The 19,661-nt window shown below is 64.6% G+C and carries 22 protein-coding genes; 13 read left to right on the top strand and 9 right to left on the bottom strand.

What is annotated here, in order from left to right:
• Positions 1-41 precede the first annotated feature (41 nt).
• Entirely contained in the window at positions 42-299 is a 258-nt protein-coding gene (locus tag LB528_RS01395; RefSeq protein ID WP_224713572.1) for a DUF2171 domain-containing protein, read from the top strand.
• 8 nt (positions 300-307) lie between these two features.
• Here the strand turns inward: LB528_RS01395 and LB528_RS01400 are convergent, their stop codons facing one another.
• Both LB528_RS01400 and LB528_RS01405 read right to left on the bottom strand, forming a co-directional pair.
• Complete coding sequence (locus LB528_RS01400) at positions 308-1,324, bottom strand: P1 family peptidase (protein WP_224713573.1); 1,017 nt, start codon at positions 1,322-1,324, stop codon at positions 308-310.
• On the bottom strand, positions 1,324-2,394 hold the full coding sequence (locus LB528_RS01405; RefSeq protein ID WP_224713574.1) for a branched-chain amino acid ABC transporter substrate-binding protein: 1,071 nt from the start codon (positions 2,392-2,394) through the stop codon (positions 1,324-1,326). The genes LB528_RS01400 and LB528_RS01405 overlap by 1 nt, the downstream gene beginning before the upstream one ends.
• A gap of 191 nt (positions 2,395-2,585) precedes the next feature.
• Here LB528_RS01405 and LB528_RS01410 point away from each other — a divergent pair, with 191 nt between their 5' ends.
• The 7 genes from LB528_RS01410 to LB528_RS01440 all read left to right on the top strand — a co-directional run bounded on the left by LB528_RS01410 (position 2,586) and on the right by LB528_RS01440 (position 8,958).
• Complete coding sequence (locus LB528_RS01410) at positions 2,586-3,080, top strand: flavin reductase (RefSeq protein WP_224713575.1); 495 nt, start codon at positions 2,586-2,588, stop codon at positions 3,078-3,080.
• 29 nt (positions 3,081-3,109) lie between these two features.
• Positions 3,110-4,033, top strand: a complete 924-nt coding sequence (locus LB528_RS01415) for an AAA family ATPase (protein ID WP_224512108.1) — start codon at positions 3,110-3,112, stop codon at positions 4,031-4,033.
• Between the two features lie 5 nt (positions 4,034-4,038).
• Positions 4,039-5,289: a vWA domain-containing protein gene (locus LB528_RS01420; protein ID WP_224713576.1), complete on the top strand. Its 1,251-nt coding sequence runs from the start codon at positions 4,039-4,041 to the stop codon at positions 5,287-5,289.
• Positions 5,290-5,374: 85 nt separating this feature from the next.
• Positions 5,375-5,713, top strand: coding sequence for an XdhC family protein (locus LB528_RS01425; protein WP_224713577.1), 339 nt, complete (start codon positions 5,375-5,377; stop codon positions 5,711-5,713).
• A gap of 6 nt (positions 5,714-5,719) precedes the next feature.
• Entirely contained in the window at positions 5,720-6,424 is a 705-nt protein-coding gene (locus LB528_RS01430) for an XdhC family protein (RefSeq protein ID WP_224713578.1), read from the top strand.
• Positions 6,421-8,037, top strand: coding sequence for an NTP transferase domain-containing protein (locus LB528_RS01435; protein WP_224713579.1), 1,617 nt, complete (start codon positions 6,421-6,423; stop codon positions 8,035-8,037). Before LB528_RS01430 ends, LB528_RS01435 begins: the two co-directional genes overlap by 4 nt.
• Positions 8,038-8,070: 33 nt before the next feature.
• Entirely contained in the window at positions 8,071-8,958 is an 888-nt protein-coding gene (locus tag LB528_RS01440; RefSeq protein ID WP_224713613.1) for an alpha/beta hydrolase, read from the top strand.
• Positions 8,959-8,972: 14 nt separating this feature from the next.
• Here the strand turns inward: LB528_RS01440 and LB528_RS01445 are convergent, their stop codons facing one another.
• Positions 8,973-10,022, bottom strand: coding sequence for a DUF1176 domain-containing protein (locus tag LB528_RS01445; protein ID WP_224713580.1), 1,050 nt, complete (start codon positions 10,020-10,022; stop codon positions 8,973-8,975).
• A 141-nt stretch (positions 10,023-10,163) separates the two neighbouring features.
• Between LB528_RS01445 and LB528_RS01450 the strand changes: the two genes are divergently transcribed.
• A complete protein-coding gene (locus LB528_RS01450) occupies positions 10,164-10,670 on the top strand; it encodes a DUF1993 family protein (RefSeq protein WP_224512094.1) in 507 nt (168 codons plus the stop codon).
• 53 nt (positions 10,671-10,723) lie between these two features.
• On the opposite strand, the gene LB528_RS01455 is transcribed toward LB528_RS01450, so the two are convergent.
• Together LB528_RS01455 and LB528_RS01460 are read right to left on the bottom strand one after the other, a co-directional pair.
• Entirely contained in the window at positions 10,724-10,888 is a 165-nt protein-coding gene (locus tag LB528_RS01455) for a DUF1127 domain-containing protein (protein WP_140546832.1), read from the bottom strand.
• A 31-nt stretch (positions 10,889-10,919) separates the two neighbouring features.
• A complete protein-coding gene (locus LB528_RS01460; protein ID WP_224713581.1) occupies positions 10,920-11,162 on the bottom strand; it encodes a hypothetical protein in 243 nt (80 codons plus the stop codon).
• 118 nt (positions 11,163-11,280) lie between these two features.
• Between LB528_RS01460 and LB528_RS01465 the strand changes: the two genes are divergently transcribed.
• From LB528_RS01465 to LB528_RS01475, 3 genes are all read left to right on the top strand, one after another.
• Positions 11,281-11,739 carry a hypothetical protein gene (locus LB528_RS01465; protein ID WP_224713582.1) on the top strand — a complete coding sequence of 153 codons (459 nt, stop codon included), beginning with the start codon at positions 11,281-11,283 and terminating at the stop codon, positions 11,737-11,739.
• Positions 11,740-12,088: 349 nt separating this feature from the next.
• Entirely contained in the window at positions 12,089-13,156 is a 1,068-nt protein-coding gene (locus LB528_RS01470; protein ID WP_224713583.1) for an aldo/keto reductase, read from the top strand.
• A 34-nt stretch (positions 13,157-13,190) separates the two neighbouring features.
• A complete protein-coding gene (locus LB528_RS01475; RefSeq protein WP_224713584.1) occupies positions 13,191-14,459 on the top strand; it encodes a cysteine desulfurase-like protein in 1,269 nt (422 codons plus the stop codon).
• Positions 14,460-14,518: 59 nt separating this feature from the next.
• On the opposite strand, the gene LB528_RS01480 is transcribed toward LB528_RS01475, so the two are convergent.
• The 4 genes from LB528_RS01480 to LB528_RS01495 are packed head-to-tail and all read right to left on the bottom strand — an operon-like array spanning position 14,519 to position 19,082.
• Positions 14,519-15,547 carry a histone deacetylase family protein gene (locus LB528_RS01480; protein ID WP_224512083.1) on the bottom strand — a complete coding sequence of 343 codons (1,029 nt, stop codon included), beginning with the start codon at positions 15,545-15,547 and terminating at the stop codon, positions 14,519-14,521.
• A gap of 2 nt (positions 15,548-15,549) precedes the next feature.
• Positions 15,550-16,044 carry a GNAT family N-acetyltransferase gene (locus LB528_RS01485; RefSeq protein ID WP_224713585.1) on the bottom strand — a complete coding sequence of 165 codons (495 nt, stop codon included), beginning with the start codon at positions 16,042-16,044 and terminating at the stop codon, positions 15,550-15,552.
• A gap of 13 nt (positions 16,045-16,057) precedes the next feature.
• Positions 16,058-17,440, bottom strand: a complete 1,383-nt coding sequence (locus LB528_RS01490) for an aspartate aminotransferase family protein (protein WP_224713586.1) — start codon at positions 17,438-17,440, stop codon at positions 16,058-16,060.
• Position 17,441: 1 nt separating this feature from the next.
• Positions 17,442-19,082 carry a N,N-dimethylformamidase beta subunit family domain-containing protein gene (locus LB528_RS01495; RefSeq protein ID WP_224713587.1) on the bottom strand — a complete coding sequence of 547 codons (1,641 nt, stop codon included), beginning with the start codon at positions 19,080-19,082 and terminating at the stop codon, positions 17,442-17,444.
• Positions 19,083-19,373: 291 nt separating this feature from the next.
• On the opposite strand from LB528_RS01495, the gene LB528_RS01500 reads away from it, so the two are divergent.
• Positions 19,374-19,622 (top strand): ParB N-terminal domain-containing protein, encoded by a 249-nt coding sequence (locus tag LB528_RS01500; protein WP_224713588.1) that lies wholly within the window; start codon positions 19,374-19,376, stop codon positions 19,620-19,622.
• Positions 19,623-19,661 lie beyond the last annotated feature (39 nt).

Here is a 19,661-nt window from a genome sequence, read left to right on the forward strand (position 1 = left end):
CGCATCCGAAAGGGCACATCGCCATCCAGCGGAGAACCAGCATGAGGACCGACATCAGCAAGATACGCGGACATATGGAAGTGATCGGCGCCGATGGCGTTCATATCGGCACCGTCGACAAGGTCGAGGGTGACCGGATCAAGCTGACCAAGGCCGACAGCGGCATGGGCTCACATAAGGGCCATCACCATTATATTTCGCTCGCCCTGGTCGCGGAAATCGATGGGCAGAAGGTATGGCTCTCCGCGAACTCCGATGTCGCCGTCACCTTCGAGGAAGAAAAGTCCGATCCGACCTGATTAGCCGATCAGCGCGACGACCAGACCGGGAACAGATCACCATCGGCGGGCGTCGCTGCATGGACGCCGCGGCTGATCGCGCGCGCCATGGTCGCGCCGGCCGCTGCGAACAGGTCGACCGCGGCATCTGCACCGAGCTCGATGCCGCTCCTGCCGGTCGCCAGGGCAAACACCAGATCGCCGTCCGCCGGCGTGTGCGTCGGCCAGATGGCGCGGGCGAAGCCGTCATGCGCCGAAATCGCCAGCCGCTTGGCCGCGGCCTTGGTCAGGACGGCATCCGTGGCGATGACGGCAATGGTGGTGCTGCCGGCTTCGCCATGCCCGCCGACGCGCCTGTCGCGATATTTCAGCAGGATATTCCTCGCGTCTTGCGGCAGCGGATCGGGATAGCCCAGACCGCCGAACTCGTCGCCGATCTCGAACGGCGCCGCCCAGAAATGGCGCCCACGGCCGACCGTCACCGAGCCGGTCGGATTGATGGCGGCAAGCGCGCCGATGGTGACGCCGCTGTCGAGCACGGTCGAGGCTGAGCCCAGCCCGCCTTTCAGGCCGGAGGTCAGGGCGCCGGTGCCGGCGCCCGTCGTGCCGATGGCGAAATCGACGGTTGCCGCCTGCACTGCCTCGTAACCAAGCTCGCGATAGGGCGGGTAACGGCCCCAATCCTTGTCGCCGCCATTGCGCAGGTCGAACAGGATCGCGGCCGGCACGATCGGCACGCGGAAGCCGCCAACCTCGACGCCGATGTTCTTCTCGCGCAGCGCCGCCTGCACGCCCGAGGCAGCGTCAAGGCCGAAGGCGGAGCCGCCCGACAGAACGACGGCATGGATCGTCGCGATCGAATTCTGCGGCTCGAGCAGATCGGTCTCGCGCGTGCCCGGCGCGCCGCCCAGCACCTGGACGCCGGCAACCGCGGGCTCGTCGCACAGCACCACCGTGACGCCGGATTTGAGACTGGGGTCGGTGGTGTTGCCGACGCGAAGGCCGGCAACGTCGGTGATCAGATTGCGCGGACCAGTGCGGAACATCACTTGTCCTCCAGCGGCACGAAACGCGCGCCGTCGAAGCGGAAGAGGCGAAACGGGTTCTGGCTGAGATCGCCCTTGTCGTCGAAGTGGATAGTGCCGATCGCGGTCGCAAAATCATGGCCGGTCAGCGCTTCGCCGATCGGCTGGCCGGAGCTTTCCGCGCCGGCCAGCGCGGCCTTGGCGACCTCGACCGCGGCATAGGCCGGCAGCGTGTAGCCATCCGGCGCGATGTTCTTCGCGCCAAAAGCCTGCACGATCTTGGGGTCGGCAATCTCCGACCATTCCGGCGTGGCGATCATCAGCGTGCCGACGGCATAAGGCACATCGCCCGGCGGCGTGCGCAGGTTCTCGCCCCCGGCGAAGGTGATGCCGGCATCGAGCTGGGCGGCGTCGCGACCCATGATGGCGATGTCGTCGCCGTCGCCGCCGGCGAATACCTTGGTCGCGCCGGCCTTCTTCAGCCGGCCGACCAGTCCGATCTGGTTGTCGAGCTGCGGCCGAAACGTGTCGGCGAAGACCGGCTTCAAGGCAGCCTGCCCGGCCGCGGCGCGAAAGGTCTCGGCCAGCTCGCGGCCATAGATGGTGCCGTCATCGACGATGGCGAACAGGTCATCGCGCCAGAGCTGAATAAGCTTGGCCGCAACCGCATTGCGCTCATCGTCGCCGCGCGGGCCGAGCCGGTAGACCGGCCAGCCGGTCTTGGCGCGCCGGTCGGTCAGACTTTCGGTGCGCACGCCGACCGTGATGACCGGGATGTTGGCATCCTTCAGGATCGGCAGCGCCGCCTCGATCGCCTCGGTGCAGAGAAAGCCCACCACGACATTGACCTTGGCCTCGACGAATTCCTTCGCCGCCGCGGCGCCGCCATCGGCGGTGCAGGCGTCGTCGACGGTTTTCACCGCGATGCCGTTTGCCTCCGCCGCCAGGCCCGCGCCGGTCTCGACCTGCTTGCCGAGGATCGCCGACGGACCGGAAAGCGGCGCCGCAACGCCGATCAGCGCCTGGGCGTCGGCGCTCGCGGCCAGCGACAGCCAGAGCAGCACGGCTGATGTCGTCGTGAGAAGACGCATTCGGGCTAAGAGATCCTCCATGCCGGGAATACAGTCCCGACACTATTCCAGAAATGCCTAAAGGCTGGCTAAGCGGCGCGCAACACGCGAATTTGCGGATTGCAGTCAAGCACTTCGCCCATGCCGGGCAACTTGTGGCGTGCAATATGCCGCCATATATAACGAACTGGTTTCGACAGGTGGACTATCGGGTGCTGAAGATCAATGACATCGGGCCGCAGCATTATCGCGATGCAATGGCGCATTTTGCCGGCCATGTGCATGTGGTGACGACGGATGGGCCCGGCGGCAAACGGGGCGCCACGGTGATCGCCGCCTGTTCGGTCTCCGACACGCCGCCGACGCTGCTGGTCTGCCTCAACCGCGAGAACGCCAAGAACGAAGCTTTCATCAAGAACGGCAAGTTTGCGCTGAACACGCTCGCCTCGGATCAGGAAGCCGTCTCGGTCGGCTTTTCCGGCGTCACCGGCCTGCCGCCGGAGGAGCGCTTCGCGCTGGCCGAGTGGGATGTGATCTCGACCGGCGCGCCGACCCTGAAAGGCGCCCTTGCCGTGTTCGACTGCGAGATCATCGATAGCAAGGATCTTGCCACCCACCGTGTGCTTTTTGGCAAGGTGACAGGCCTGCGCATCGGCGATAATTTGCGGCCGCTGATCTACCACAACCGCGGCTACCATTTTCTTTGAAACGGGCGGGCGGAATCCACGGAGACAAAATGACCGCGCCGCGCCCCGCGCCGAAAACGATCGACGAAACGCTCGATCTTTTGACCGGTGCGGACTATGTCGCGGACCGCTCGCTGGCGACCGTGCTGTTTTTATCGCTGCGCATGAAGCGGCCCTTGTTCCTCGAAGGCGAGGCGGGTGTCGGCAAGACCGAGATCGCCAAGGTGCTGGCCGGAGCGCTCGGCCGTCGGCTGATCCGCCTGCAATGCTATGAAGGGCTCGACGTCTCCTCGGCTGTCTATGAGTGGAATTACGCCGCGCAGATGATCGAAATCCGCATGGGAGAGGCGGCGGGCAAGGTCGTGCGCTCCGACATGGAGCGCAACGTATTCTCCGAAAAATACCTGATCCGCCGCCCGGTGCTCGACGCGCTGACCGGCAAGGCGGGCGCGGCGCCGGTGTTCCTGATCGACGAGCTCGATCGCACGGACGAAGCGTTCGAGGCATTCCTGCTCGAGATCCTGTCGGACTTCCAGGTCACGGTTCCTGAACTTGGCACGATCAAGGCGGAAGAGCCGCCGATCGTCATCATCACCACCAACCGAACACGCGAGATCCACGACGCGCTGAAGCGTCGCTGCCTCTATCACTGGGTCGATTATCCGAATGCCGAGCGCGAGCTGGAGATCGTGCGGCGCAAGGTGCCGCAGGCGAACCGCCGGCTGTCGGCGGAGGTCGTGTCCTTCATTCAGAAGCTACGCCAGGTGGAGCTGTTCAAGGCGCCCGGCGTCGCCGAAACCATCGACTGGGCCGGTGCGCTCACAGAACTCGACAAGGTGGCGCTCGATCCGGAGACCGTGTCGGACACCATCGGCGTGCTTTTGAAATACCAGGACGACATCGCCCGTATCGGCGAGGGCGAAGGCCGGCGCATCCTCAATGAGGTGAAGGCCGAGCTTTCGGCGGCGGAGTAGGGGCGATGCCGTCGCTGCGTCCGGAACCCAAAGCGGCGCTCGCCGATGGGCGCATCGCCGACAACATCGTCTATTTCGCACGGGCGCTGCGCAAGGCCGGCATGCGAGTCGGCCCGGCCTCGGTGAAGGAGGCCATCGAGGCGGTGCTTGCCGCCGGCATCGGCTCGCGCGACGATTTCTACTGGACGCTGCATGCGGTGCTGGTCTCGCGGCACGAGGATCATCCTGTCTTCGACGAGGCCTTCCGCCTGTTCTGGAAATCGCGCGAGCTGATCGAGAAGCTGCTGGCGATGTTCTCGCCGATCGCGCCGGACGATCGCAACAAGCAGAAGCCGCGGGCGGCGGAGAACCGCGTCAGCCAGGCGATGTTCGAGGGCCATCGGAAGAACCAGCCTGCGCGCGAAGTGCCGGTGATCGAGGTCGATGCACGGCTCACTTTTTCCGGCAACGAGGTGCTGCGGGGCAAGGATTTTGCCCAGATGGATGCGGCGGAGATGGCCGAAGCCAAAAGGGCGATCGCGGCCTTGCGGCTCCCCTTCGATGTCGTCAGCACACGGCGCTTCAGGGCGGACGCGCAAGGGCGCCGCATCGATCCACGCGCCATGATGCGCTCGGCCGCGCGCACCGGCGGCGAGCTTATCCTGCCAAAATTCCGGTCGCAGCGCGAAGTTCATCCGCCGCTGGTGGTGCTGGCCGACATTTCCGGCTCGATGAGCCAATACACCCGCATCTTTGTCCATTTCCTGCACGCCCTGACCGAGAAGCGCCGGCGGGTGCACGCCTTCGTCTTCGGCACGCGGCTGACCAACCTGACCCGCCAGATGCGCCATCGCGATCCCGACGAGGCGCTCGCCGAATGCTCGGCGTCGGTGAAGGACTGGTCGGGCGGCACCCGCATCGGCGACACGCTCGCCGAGTTCAACCGGCTGTGGTCGCGCCGCGTGCTGGGGCAGGGCGCCGTGGTGCTTCTCATCACCGACGGGCTGGAGCGCGACGACGTCACCGGCCTGTCGCAAGAGATGGAGCGGCTGCATAAATCATGCCGGCGGCTGATCTGGCTCAATCCGCTTTTGCGCTTCGACGGGTTCGAGGCGCGCGCCCGTGGCGTCAAGGCGATGCTGCCCTATGTCGACGAGTTCCGGGCGGTGCATAATCTCGACGCGCTGGCCGATCTTTGCGCCTCGCTCGACCAGCGGCCGGCGGCTTCGGTCGACCCGCGCCGCTGGCAGCAAGCTGGCGGGAGGCGTGCCGCATAGCCATATGTTTCCTTGGCGGAAACCAACGTTTACCGTAGGGACGACCAAAGTTTCCCTTGAAAAACATACTTTGCGAGAAGCGACGATGGATGAGAGCATTTATCTCGACGAGGCCCGCGATCCCCTGATCATCGCGGAAGGCTGGATGAAGGACGGCAAGGATGTCGCCATCGCGACCGTGGTCGAGACTTGGGGTTCGGCGCCTCGGTCGGTCGGCAGCCATCTGGTCATCGACGCCGAGGGGAATTTCCATGGCTCGGTCTCCGGCGGCTGTGTCGAGGGTGCCGTGGTGACCGAGGCGATGGACGTTATCGACAGTGGCAAGGCAAGGATGCTGGAGTTCGGCGTCGCCGACGAGACCGCCTGGCAGGTGGGCCTTTCCTGCGGCGGGCGCATCAAGGTCTATGTCGAAAGGCTTGGCTGATCACAGATGGATCCCTACGTCCTGAAGACGCTCAATGAAGAACGCCGCGCCCGCCGCGCCGCGGTGCTTGTGACCGACCTTGGCGACGGCCGCGACCGCATAGTGCGCGAGGGCGACCATGTCGCAGGCGATCTCGGGGCGGCGATCGCCAATGCGTTCCGCACCGGCAATTCGCAATCGGTGGAGGCGGAAGGGCGGACCTTCTTTCTCAACGCGCATCTGCCGCGCCCGCGCCTGGTGGTGATCGGCGCCGTGCACATCAGCCAGGCGCTGGCGCCGATGGCGAAGATCGCCGGCTACCCGGTCGAGATCATCGATCCGCGCACCGCGTTTGCCACCCCGGAACGCTTCCCCGACGTCGCGCTGCACGCCGAATGGCCGCAGGATGTGCTGAAGCGCGCGCCGCTCGACAGCTATACCGCGCTCGCGGCCGTCACCCACGATCCGAAGATCGACGATTTCGCGCTGAAGGCGGCGCTCGACGCGCGATGCTTCTATGTCGGGGCGCTGGGCAGCCGCAAGACTCACGCCAAGCGCGTCGAACGCCTGCTGGCGCTTGGCGCCGGCGCCGACCAGATTGCCCGCATCCACGCGCCGATCGGCCTCGACATCGGTGCTGCCAGTCCGGCCGAGATCGCCGTCGCGGTGCTTGCGCAGACAATCCACGCCTTCCGCTCGCGCGGTCTCGAAGCGAAAGGCGCGGTGGCGTGAAATTCGGACCTGTTCCGATCGACGAAGCGGAAGGGGCGGTCCTGGCTCATGCGACCACCGCCGGTGAAAAACGCTTCCGCAAGGCGCACCGGCTGAGCGGGGAGGATACCGCGGCGCTCAAGGCGGCGGGCGTCGGCGAGGTCGTCGCGGCGGTTCTTGACGAGCATGATCTCGGTGAGGATGCCGCTGCCGCTAAGATCGCCACCGCCATGCGCCACCGCAATATCGAGGTCAAGCCGGCCGCGACCGGGCGAGTGAACCTGCACGCAGGTGCTTCGGGCGTCTTTACCGTCGAAGCCGGTATGATCGACGCCATCAATGCCGTCGATCCGGCCATCACCGTCGCGACGCTGGCGCAGCACGCGCCTGTCGAGAAGGGCCAGATGGTGGCGACGGTCAAGATCATCCCCTTTGCCGTCGCCGCAAGCCTTGTGGACCGCGTGGTGAGGATCTGCGCCGGCCGCGAGATATTTGCCGTCAACGCCTATCGCCCTGTCACTGTCGGCGTGATTCAGACGGTGCTTCCCGGCGTCAAACCGAGCGTGCTCGACAAGACGCTGCGCGTCACCGAGGCGCGGCTGGCGCGTTTCGGCGGCCGATTGACGGCCGAGCGGCGCACCCCGCATGAGGTGGCGCCGGTCGCCGCGGCCGCAACCCAGCTGGCGCGTGACAACGACATGGTGGTGATTTTCGGCGCCTCGGCGATGAGCGACTTCGCCGATGTCGTGCCGGCTGCGATCGAGCGTGCCGGTGGCACAATCGTCCGCGCGGGTATGCCCGTCGATCCCGGCAATCTGCTGGTGCTCGGAACCCTCGACGGCAAGCGCGTCGTCGGCGCGCCCGGGTGTGCCCGCAGCCCGAAGGAGAATGGCTTCGACTGGGTGCTCGATCGCCTGGTTGCCGGACTCGAGGTGACGGCGGGCGACATTGCCGGCATGGGCGTCGGGGGGCTCCTGATGGAAATCCCGAGCAGGCCGCAGCCGCGCGAGCCGGCGCCGCAGCCGGCAAGGTCGGCGCTGAAGGTCGATATAGTGCTCCTGGCCGCCGGCCGTTCGAGCCGCATGGGCGGGCCGAACAAGCTTCTGGCGCTGTTCGACGGCGAGCCGCTTGTGCGCCGTACCGCCTCCCGCGCGTTGGGCTCGAAGGCGGCGGCCACCATCGTCGTCACCGGCCACCAGCGCGAGCGCGTGCGTTCTGCGCTTTCCGGTCTCGGTGTGACGGTCGCCGACAATCCGGACTTCGCCGATGGCCTCGCTTCGTCGTTGAAGGCGGGCATCGCGAAGGTCGCGCCCGACGCGGCCGGCGCCCTGATCGTGCTTGGCGACATGCCGGGCGTTTCGTCACGCGATCTCGACAGCCTGATCGACGCTTTCCGCAGTTCCGGCGGCCGCTCCGTGGTGCGCGCTTCGCACCAAGGCAAGCGCGGCAATCCGGTGCTTTTGCCGCGCTCGCTTTTCGCGGCCGTCGCGCAGCTCGAGGGCGATACCGGCGCGCGCCATCTGGTCGAGGCCGAGGGTCTCGACATCATCGATGTCGAGATCGGGCAGGGCGCCTCGATCGATGTCGACACGCGCGAGGCGCTGGAGGGGGCGGGCGGCGTTCTGCAGGATTGACAAAGCGGAGCCGAATTCCGCATGCCTCTCGGCATGGCTTTGCGTTTCCGACTTTTCTTCGCCCTGATCGCCGCGACAGCGTTTTCCCTCTCGGTCGCCGAGGGGCAAACGCTTTCGCTGAAATCGTTCAAGGACGATCTCTTCGCCTATCCGGCGACACTGTCGACCGGCGACAATGGCGCTTACACCGTCCTCGACTATCGCGAGATGCGCGACATCAATCAGCGTGACGAGGTGCCGGAAAGGCGTGTGCATGCGCAGTATACCGATCCCGGTGTGCGCAAGGTGCAGCAGGACCTGATGCTGAAGACCGACGCCGGCGACATCAGGCATGTCGCGGTCGGCAGGACCGAAGGCGCCTCCATCATCGTGCTCTACCTGCATGGGCAAGGCGGCAGCCGCAAGCAAGGCGTCGACGACTTCACTTTCGGCGGCAATTTCAACCGCATCAAGAACCTGATGGCCGCCAATAACGGGCTCTATCTTTCGCCGGATTTCCCCGATTTCGGCGACAAGGGCGCGGCGCAGGTCGCGGCGCTCATCGATCACTACGCCGAGACATCGCCGGGCGCGAAAATCTTCGTCGCCTGCGGCTCGATGGGCGGCATGATCTGCTGGAAGCTCGCCGCGCGCAAGGACACGGGCGGCCGCATCAATGGGCTGCTGCTGCTGGGATCGCTGTGGGACGACAGCTTTCTCACCAGCCCCGCTTTCAAGCGCCGCGTACCGGTGTTTTTCGGACAGGGCAGCCATGACGTGGTCTTCCCGGTGGAGAAGCAGGAGGCCTTTTTCCGCTCGATTCTGGCCAAGAAGTCTTATCCGACCCGCTTCGTGCGCTTTGAGACCGGCACCCACGGCACGCCGATCCGCATGGTCGACTGGCGCGGCACGCTGAACTGGATGCTGACCAAAGCGCCCTGACCGACGTTCGGCGTTCAGGGTGCGGTGTTGTAGTCGATGATCGTCTGCGGATTGATCTCGCCGTCATAAGAGGCATCGACGTCATACTGGACGAGCGAGAAATCGCCGTTGCGGAAGAGGTAGGTTCCCGATGACGAGGCATCCCCCACGCCACGCCATTTGTTGGATGTGGTGATGGTTTTGGTGTTGTCGTCATAGTCCGAATTGGTCGCCCAGCCGCTGGTCTTGAAACCGATGACGTGGATCGACTCGACCTTGCCTTCGCTGTTGTTGTTCTCGTAACGGATGTCGAGGTCCGGCTCGGTGAACTGTAGCTGTGAGACGCCGTTGACGTCGTCGGCGATGTAGTAGACCGCCGTCTCATTGTAGGCGGCCATCGAGCAGAAGAAGCGGAACAGCCGCGTCTCGCGCTCCGGGTCGCTGGGCTGGGCATCCTTGTCCTTGTAATGGATGGAATGAGCCTCGGGCTCGCCGATCGGCTTGCCCTCTGGATCCTGCTTGTCGCATTGGTCGCCGTAGGTGGCGAGGAAGGCCTTCTTGGCCTGTTCCAGCGCCGCGTCCTTCTTCGGCGGCGGCGGACCGTCGCCGCAGCTTGCCGGCACGGCGCTGCCGAAATCCTCGGTCGAAGGCTTCAGCGCGCCCTTGTCGATGAAGATCGGCTGGAAAGGCGGCTCCTGGATCTGCGCGTTGACCCGGCGGACCGTGTAGCAACCGGCGAAAATCTTGGCCTCGCCCTTCTTGTCGGTCGCCTGGATGGCAACCGGAACGCTGTAGTAGATGCTGCCGGCAGCACCGTCCTCCGAGACAGCGCCGGTCTTGACTTCGACGCTGTCCGTGCCGTCGTAACCCTTGACGAAGGCATTGAAGTCTTTTGCCGGCTTCGTATCGCCGAAATAGCCCCAGGCACGGGCGAATTCGTGGCGGTTTATGGCGCTGTAGAGCGAACGGACGACCGCTTCGGCGCTTGATCGGTCATCGATATAGGGTGCATCCGCCGCGGACGCGGACTGCGCGAAGCCGGCCAGTGAGAAAAAGGCAGTCGCTGCGAAAGTGGCTCTTTTCATCGAATCCTCCGCTCGGTAACGAAAATACTACCACGGCGATTGCGGCGGCGTGGTGACGCCGTGGACAGGACCGCTTGAAGAATCGTGGTGGGAGGCGCTAGTTCACGGCCCGCGGCGCTGGGGCCGCGTCGGAGGTTACCCGTGACCATTTCCATGTACGACATATCGGTCGGCGTGTTTGCCGCCAGGCTGAAGGCGCTGGCCAGCGTCTTGACGGCGGCGGAGCAGAATGCCGGCGAACGCAAGATCGATCCGCAGGTGTTCCTGACCGCGCGGCTGGCGCCCGACATGTTCGCGCTGGCCAGGCAGGTCCAGATCGCCACCGACCATGCCAAGGGCGCGCCGTCGCGGCTCGCCGGCCGCGATGTGCCGAAATATGAGGACAATGAAGCGAGCTTTGCCGAGCTGCAGGCCCGGATTGCCAAGACGCTCGATCATCTGGCGACTTTCTCAGTGGCTGACCTGGAAGGCTCCGAGGACCGGACCGTCGAAGTGAGACTGGGAGGGCGTGAAACCACGCTGCCCGGCCTGCAATATCTGCTGCACCTGGCGATGCCGAATTTCTACTTCCATGTCACCACGGCCTACGACATCCTGCGCCACAACGGCGTGCCGCTCGGCAAGCAGACTTTTCTGGGAAATCGCTGACTTGGAGTGGTTTAGAGGTTTCCCAGCACTCCGGGAAACCTCTTCGATTCGGCTCAGCGGATCGACATTTCGCGCGCGATGCGCGGAAAATCCGCCGGCTTGACGCCGATATCGGCGCGGTCGGCATTGCTCATCGCGTTCAGAAGTGCGAGCGCCGAGCGGTAACGCTGGTGTTCCTGCGGCCTCGGCCGGGCGAACATTTCAGTGAAGAACCCCATGACTCAGTTGCCCCTGTTGGTCCTCCCGACATCACGATATAGGCGATTTGCTAAAAATTGTGCAGTGCAGCATTTGCATGGCTGCCATGCCGCACCAGATTTTTTCCGTCACAGTCGATTCTCCGTGAAACTTTTCGGTAGGCTCGACCGTAGGCAATCGTGCCGGCACATGGCTGGCTTTTTCCTCGCCACTCCTGGCGAACTTGCCGGACTGCAAAGAGCAGTCCGGCTTTTTATTGTCCGATGCCGTGTTGCCGGGCGGAAAAGCCGCCAATTGTCAGCATCGCCAGAATTCATTCTTAACGAGAGCTCCTTATGTTTGGCGGCATCAGTGCATGCCGTCACGATAGGAGGTTGAGATCGGCACCGGGAACAAGCTCGATTTCGCTTCGTTGCTCGACGACCTGATCGTCGCCTCGGAGAAAGGCGAAGACGAGGGCGCCCGGCCGTCTATCCCGTTCGACTATCTGTCCGTGGCCGATGAATTGCATTCCGGCCGCATCAAGGTCGCCGGCGAGAGCGTCGCCGCCGAATATCGCGAGCAAGGCGCTGACCTCGCGGCCGAGTTCGCGGCACTTCTCGACCAGGCGAAACTGACGCTTGCCGGCGAAGAGCACTGGCCGGAGGAAAAGCTGCCGCCGATCGATCCCGAAGCGATCGCCGGCGAGCTCGGCCTCGACCGTCCCGCCAAGAACGCCGATTTCGGTCGCATCCGCCGTAATTTCGCCTTCGCCAACCATCCGGACCGGGTCGCGCCGCATCTGCGCCAGCGTGCGATGATCCGCATGCAGGTTGCCAACATGCTGATCGACGAGGCCAAGCGGCGGGCGCTGGCCGGGGCGAGGCGGTAGTTCCCTCCATCAGAGACTTCGCTATCGAAATTGGCTGGAGCCTCTCCAATATTCGTCATCCTTGGGCGTAGCGACGCGAAGCGGAGCGCAGACCCAAGGATCCATTCCGTGACCTTCAACGTAGAGTGCAACGGTGCAGAATTCTGTAACCACTGCAACGCTTTAGGGTAACGGAATGGATTCCAGGGTCTGCGCGCGTCGCTTCGCTCCTTGCTCCGCCCTAGAATGACGAACTGACTGACGCTTCGGCCAATCTCGAAACTGGGCGGCTTTGCAAAACGCAAGCGTTTTGCTCTATGTTCAACCTCCTCCCCGCGCTGTCCGCGCAAACCTCCCGCCGGAGAACCCCATGCATAAACGCCGCCTCGGTCGGACCGATCTCCTTGTTTCGCAAATCTGCCTCGGATCGATGACCTGGGGTCAGCAGAACACCGAGGCGGAAGGCCATGCGCAGATGGATCTGGCGTTCTCGCGCGGGGTGAATTTCATCGACACGGCCGAGCTTTACCCGATCCCGCCCAAGGCAGAGACGCAAGGGCGAACCGAGAGGATCATCGGCAGCTGGATGAAGGCCAACGGCAACCGCGACAAGGTCATCCTTGCCTCGAAGGTGGTCGGCCGCACGGCCAACGCATGGTTCCGCGGCGATCGTCCGTCGAAGCTGGTGCGCGCCGACATTTTCGACGCGGTCGAGAAATCGCTGGCCAAGCTCGGCACCGACTATATCGACCTCTACCAGATCCACTGGCCGGACCGGGACATTCCGTGGGGTTCGAACCCGACGCGCGTCGGAGCGGTGGCGCGGCGTGCGGATGCGGCAGGGGCTCCGGGAGACGAGACGCCGGTTGCCGAGACGCTCGCCGTCTTCGAGGACCTGGTGAAAGCCGGCAAGATCCGCCATCTCGGCCTATCGAACGAAAGCTCCTGGGGCGTCATGCGTTTCGTCTTCGAAGCCGAGAAGGGCTCCGGCCCGCGCGTCGCCTCGCTACAGAACGCCTACAACCTCGTCAACCGGACCTTCGAGGTGAACCTTGCCGAGGTCTGCGAGCGCGAGGTGATCGCGTTTCTTCCCTATTCGCCGCTGGCGCAGGGTTATCTCACCGGAAAATACGATCATGGCGCGCGGCCGCAGGGCTCGCGCACACAGCTCTTCAACCGCGGCCAGCGTTACGAGACGCCGAATGCGGCGGAGGTGCTGCTTCAATACAATGAGCTCGCGCGTTCCTTCGGCATGGAGCCGGCGCTTTTCGCCAACGCCTATGTGGCGAGCCGGCCCTTCGTGACCGCGAATATCATTGGCGCGACCACGACCGCGCAGCTCGAGACGGCGCTGTCCTCGGTCGACGTCACCTGGACGGAAGAGATGCAGAAGGCGGTCGACGCCATCCACCAGCGTGTCGGCAATCCGTGCCCTTGAGCAGGAATCTTCTAAAAAACAGAGGGTGGAGAGGATGGCAGATTTTCCGATCGAGGCCGTGCGCGGCAGATTTCCGGCGCTTTCGCTGGCCGATGACGGGCGCCGGCGCGTCTATCTCGACAATCCCGCCGGCACGCAGGTGCCGCTGACGGTGGCAGATGCGGTGGCGCGCTGCCTGCTCTCGACCAACGCCAATCTGGGTGGGTTCTTTGAGACAACGGTCGCGGCCCAAAAAGTGGTCGATGCTGCGCATGCCGCGATGGCTGATTTCCTGAACGCCGCAAGCGTCGAGGAGATCGTCATCGGCGCCAACATGACGACGCTGACCTACCACATGTCGCGCACGCTTGGCCGCACGATGAAACCGGGCGACGAGATCATCGTCACGCGCATGGATCACGAGGGCAATGTCTCGCCCTGGCTGCAGCTTGCCGAGGATCTCGGCCTGGTCGTGCGCTTCCTGCCGTTCGACGAGCGGAGCTGGCAGGTGGAGGAAGCGGCGCTGAAGGCGCTGCTTTCGCAAAAAACGCGGCTTGTCGCGCTGAATTATGCCTCGAACCTCACCGGCTCGATCAACCGGGTGAAGACGCTGACGGCGGCAGCTAAACAGGCCGGCGCGCTGGTTTATGTCGATGCCGTGCAATTCGCGCCGCATGGGCTGATCGACGTGCAGGCGCTCGGCTGCGATTTCCTGATCTGCTCCGCCTATAAATTCTTCGGGCCGCATATGGGCATATTGTGGGGCCGCCGCGATGTCATCGACGCGCTCGAGCCTTACAAATGCCGCTGCTCGTCCAACGCCCTGCCGGAGCGGTTCGAGCTTGGCACGCCGCAGATCGAGCTGATGGCCGGGTTAACGGCGGCCATCGACTATTTCGCCGATCTCGGCGCTGCCGCCGGCGAGACCGGATCGCGGCGGCAGCGGATCGCCAAGGCGTTCGAGGTCTCGATCGCTTACGAGAACAGGCTTGCCGGACAACTGATCGAAGGCCTGTCCGACATCGAGGGCCTGGTCATCCACGGCATCACCGATCCGAATCGCCTCGCCGAGCGTGTGCCAACGATTTCCTTCAGCGTCGAAGGGATCGCGCCGGAAACGATCGTACGGCAGATGAATGCCGAGAACATTTTCGTCTGGTCCGGCCACAATTATGCGTGGGAGGTCGTCCACCAGCTGGGCATACCCGCCGAGCAGGGCGTCGTGCGCATCGGCATTGCGCATTACAACACGGCGGCCGAGATCCAAGAGACGCTGGAGAGCGTGCATCGTGTGATCGCGATGCTGCGGCAGCAGCGTTCGTAGTTTTTAGCTTTACGCAATTCCGGACGGAAAACCGCTACACACTTTTCCTGGAATTGCTCCTAACCCTGCTTGCCGCCGAAGCCGGTGAGGAAAGCGGTGAGATTGTCGCCGAGCGCATCGCAAAGATAGCCGCCTTCTTGGACGATGACCGTCGGCAGGCCGAGCCCGGCGATCGCTTCGCCGATGCGCGAGAAGCCCGGCGTCGTCACCGACAGGCCGCCGAACGGATCGCCCTCGAAAGCGTCGAGGCCGAGCGCCACGACCAACGCTTCCGGCGCGAAGGCGCGGATGCGCTGGAAGGCCGCCGACAGCGTTTCGAGAAAGGGCGCGTCGCCGGACTTGCGCGGCAGCGGCAGGTTGAGATTGTAGCCGAGGCCGAGGCCTTCGCCGCGCTCGTCGGCGTGTCCCCAGAAGAACGGGTAGAAGCGCACCGGATCGGCATGCAGCGAGACGGTGAGCACGTCGGGGCGGGCATAGAAGATTCCTTGCGTGCCGTTGCCGTGGTGCAGGTCGACATCGAGGATCGCGACGCGGGCGGCGTTCTTGCGCAGCACCTGCGCCGCGACCGCCGAATTGTTGATGAAGCAGAAGCCGCCGGCGACATCGCCGAAGGCGTGATGGCCGGGCGGGCGGCAGAGCGCATAGGCCGAAGGCGCGCCGGCCATCACCGCTTCGGCAGCTTCCACTGCGCTCCAGGCGCTCCACAGCGCGCTGTTCCAGGTCTCGGCCGAGATCGGGCAGGCGGTGTCGGCCATGTGGTAGCCGGCCTGGCCGACCGCCGAGGCCGGATAGGAGCCATTGCGGGCGATCGGGTGGATGTTCGGGATGACTTCCGCCGAGGCGCCTTCGATGCGCTGCCAGCGCGCAAAAATGTGCTCGAGGAAATCGAGATATTCAGGCGTATGCACCGCCGCGATCGGGCCGAGCCCATGATTTTCTGGGCGTTCGATCGTCAAGCCGGCCGATCTCGCGCCGGCTAACAATCGTTCGGTCCGCTCCGGCTTTTCCGGGTTGGGCTGCGGCGCGCCGCTGGAGAGGAAAGCCCTCGGGTCATGGCGTTTCTGCTCCTCGGCATAGAAGGCTTTCATCGTCATTCCTCCGGCGTGTCGGCAAAGGCGAAAAAGGCGTCGCCGACGATTTTCTGCACCTGCTCGTAGCTCGACCGGCCGATGCCCAGTCTTTCGTAGAAGGCCTTGGCCGTCTCATTGTCGGTATCGACGGAGAGCCTCAGGTAGACGCCGCCCGCCGCGCGGCATTCCTTCGCGACGCGCCGCAGCAACCTTTCGCCGACCCGGCGGCCGCGGAAACGATCCTCGACGTAAAGGTCCTGCACATAAACGCCGGGACGGCCGATCCAGGTCGAGAAGATCGGGAAATGCAGGCAAAGCCCGGCGAATTCGCCGTCGATCTCGGCGATCAGCGTCGAGAAAGCGGGTTTTTCGCCGAAGCCGTAGCGGCGGAGATCGTCGGGCGTCGAGGTGATTTCCTGGTGCGCGCCGATATGTGTGCCGAGGCGCAGCAGGGCGGCGTGGATGGTCTCGACGTCGTCAATGGTGCCGGGGCGGAGGGTGATTGGTGCCGGCATCAAAACACCTTTCTCATCCTTCCACCGGCAGGTTGAGCTCCGCGGCCAGCGCCTTCAGCGAATCGCCGATGATAGAGATCATCTCGCCGATCTGCTTGGCCGTGATGATCATCGGCGGCGCCACCATGAAATTGTCGCCGTCGACGCCGCCCTTGACCTTGCGGCCATAGATGATCAGCCCGCGCGCATAGGCGTGGTCGAGCAGGCGCTGCGTCGCCTTGCTGGCCGGGTCGATGGGCTTCAGCGTCTCCGGATCGGCGACCATTTCGGCGCCGGTGAGCAGGCCCTTGCCGCGCACGTCGGCGATGAAGGGGAAGCGCTTTTGCAAGCCCTTCAACTCTGCCATCAGCACCTCGCCCATCGCGGCGGCGTTGGCGATGAGCTCGAGCCGGTCCATTTCACCAAGGACAGCAAGGCCGGCGGCGCAGGCGAGCGGATTGCCGGCATAGGTGTGGCCATGCTGGAAGCCGCCGGAGGCCAGCAGCGGCTCGACCAGGCGCATGGGTGCTGCCAGAGCGCCGAGTGGCGCGTAGCCCGAGCCCAGGCCCTTCGAGAGGGCGACGATGTCGGGCCTGCAGTTCCAGTGGTCGCCGCCGAGGAACTTGCCTGTCCTGCCGGCGCCGCTCATCACCTCGTCATGGATCAGAAGGATGCCGTAGCGGTCGCAGATTTCGCGGATGCGCGGATAATAGCTGTCGGGCGCGACCAGGGCTGCGGTCGCAGCACCGCCGATCGGCTCCATGATGAAGGCCAGAACGTTTTCGGGGCCTTCAGCCTGGATTTTCTCCTCCAGCATGTCGGCGTAACGGATGCCGCGCTGCTCCATCGAAAGGTTGTCGCGGTCGCGCCAGGCGGTGGGCGCCGGCACCGTAGGCATTACCCGCATCATCGGGGTGAAGGTTTCGGCAAGCGCATCGTCGCCGGTGACGGCAAGCGAGCCAAGCGTCCCGCCATGATAGGAGGGGAAGCGGGTGATCACCTTCCAGCGCTTGGGCTGGCCGATGGCGACCGCCCATTGGCGGGCGAGCTTGATGCAGGATTCGGTCGCTTCCGAGCCGCCCGACACGAAGAAAATGCGATCCATGCCTTCGGGCAGCTTGCCGGCCAGCGCGCGCGCCAGCTCTTCGGCGGGTTCGTTCTCGAAATGCAGCCGATAGGCGAAGGTGGTCTTGTCCATCTGCCGCTTCATGGCGTCGAGCACGTTGCGGTTGGAATGGCCGATATTGGCGACCATCGGCCCGCTCGAGCCGTCGATGAAGCGGCGGCCGTCCTTTGTCCAGAAATAGATGCCCTCGGCGCGGTCGACGAGCGGCCGGCGCAGGCTGGAGAGGTAGAACAGATGCGACGGCGGTCGCGTTTCGGCCTCTGCTGCGGGCTGGACTTCCGGTTTCGACATGTCAGGATTTTCCAAGATAGCGGTCGAGAACATTTTTGGTCACGCGTTCGACCATCGCGTCCTGCCTTAGCAAGCCGGCGACCCATTCGCAGCTTCCGGCATGGAACACCTCGCCCTTGCCGCGCGGGAAATTGACGATCATGCCGTTGCCGCGCTTGACCTTGTCGAGATTGGCGTCGCTCGCCTCGCCGAACAACGTTTCGGCGGTGAAGCGGCCATCCTCGTCGGTGAGGAACTGGTCCTCGATCGGGATGTCGGCGCTTTCCTCGACTTGGCTCGCCATGCCGACGGCCAGCACCTGCAAGCCGTCCGGCGCGCCGCTGGTCGCGGTCGGGTAGGGCAAACCGCCACGGATCTCGAACTCGAGGCCGTCGACTTCATAGCCGTAGACATGGCTGTCGGCGCCGAGCAGGTCGCCGTAATAGACGCCGGTGCCGGCAAAGGCCCAGTGCTCGGGACGGTACACCGGAAAGCCGCGCACGCCGCGCGGCGCGCAGCCGCCCCAGCCGGCATAGACGCCTCGGGTAGCATTGAGGCCGAAGGTGGCGCTGCCGGGACGGCCGATCTCCGGCGCTTCCCAGGAATTGGTGGCGCGGCTGACGTCGCCGCCGCGATAGGCCGGGTCTTCCGCCCGCGCCTTGTATTTGTAGCAGACCTGGCGGCGGCCTTGGTCCTCCAGCCGCGTCTGCCACATGAAATTGCCGGCAAAGCGCGCCGCATGTCCGCCGCGCTCGACATAATTGTCGACGGCATCGCGCATCTCCCAGGTCCAGTATTCGTCGTGGCCGACGAAGACGACGCAGTCATAGCCGTCGAGGATTTCGGGCGAGAAATGGAGGTCGTGCTGGCTGGCAAGATCGACCTGATAGCCGGCGCGCTCGGCGAAGCGGAAGAAATGGCTGTCGTAGCTCGCCCAGCCCGACGAGGCGTATTTCTTCGAATGTCCGGTGGCGAAGGCCCATTCCATATGCGGATAGCGTGGCACGGTCTTCGGCGGCACCACGACTTCCAGCGGCACGCGCGGCGCATCCTTGGGCAGCACGACGAAGCCGCGGCACCAGGGGCGCTGCGTCGACACCGTCGTCGCGTACTGGTCGCGGTTCGGGCCGGTGATGCCCTGATAATGGTTCGAGCCGCCCCAGGTGTTGTAGGCGAGCCAGGTGCCGGTCGCGGCGACCTGCAGCAGGCGGCCGGGCTTGCGGCCGGGCAAGGGTGTAACGATGAAGAGATGATGGCTGTGAATCGGCGTGCCGTCGCGGCCTTCGACCGAGAGCGTCACGCGGTAGGCGCCGGACGGCCAGTCGACGCCGACGCGGAATTCGAACGAGGCCTCCCAGCCGCAGCCGTCGACAGAGCATTGGTCGGGCGTATCTTGCCAGCGCGCCGTCAGGCCCGCTCCCTCGAACACCTTTGTTTCGCTCTCGCCGTCGCGAATGACGGCAAGGCTGAATTGCGGCGCCGACGCGCTGACGAAAAGCGTGACCAGTTCGCCCGGACGATAGGAGAACCGGTCGCTGTAGGCCCAAATCTCGCCGCTCGAGCCATCCATTCCCGGCCATTCGTAATAATGGCCGCGCACCGCCTCGCGGCGCTGCTCGGGCGTGAGCCCGAAATCGGGGAATTCGGTGGGCAGTTGCGTCAAGAAACACCTGAGATCACGAGGCCATCATTGAGACCATCGGCCGGCCAAGCGTCAAATGGAAAGCATCGGGCCAGCGCGCTTGCGCTTGGCGATGTCCGGCAAACGAGTTACTTCATCCTCGGGTCTACCGATATTCAGGTGAGACCGGCCTGCGAATGGCAGTTCCCTGCGCTTCCGGTGCTCACGTACTTTAAGTACGCTCCGCTCCGGTTCTCGGGAACCGCCTTTCTCGGCTCGGCCTGACCTGAATCTCGACAGACCCTGGCGCAAGATTTCCCACAGGGAGCCGACATGCTGCGTGTGCAAAAGATCAAGGTCGACGACATCTATGTACCGACGGCGCGGCGCAAGACGCTGCATCCCGAGACGGTGCGCCATCTCGCCGAGGATATTCTCGAAAACGGCATGAAGACGCCGATACAGGTGCGGCACGACGGCAAGCGCCACATCCTGGTCGAGGGGCTGCATAGGCTCGAAGCCGCGAAGTGGCTCGGCGAGACCACAATCGACGCCTATCTGGTGCAGGCCAAGCGCCACTGATTTCTCGTTAGGGGGCGGGACCTATCACCGTTAGCGATC

This window comes from Mesorhizobium sp. CA4 (assembly GCF_020165075.1).
Lineage (GTDB): Bacteria > Pseudomonadota > Alphaproteobacteria > Rhizobiales > Rhizobiaceae > Mesorhizobium.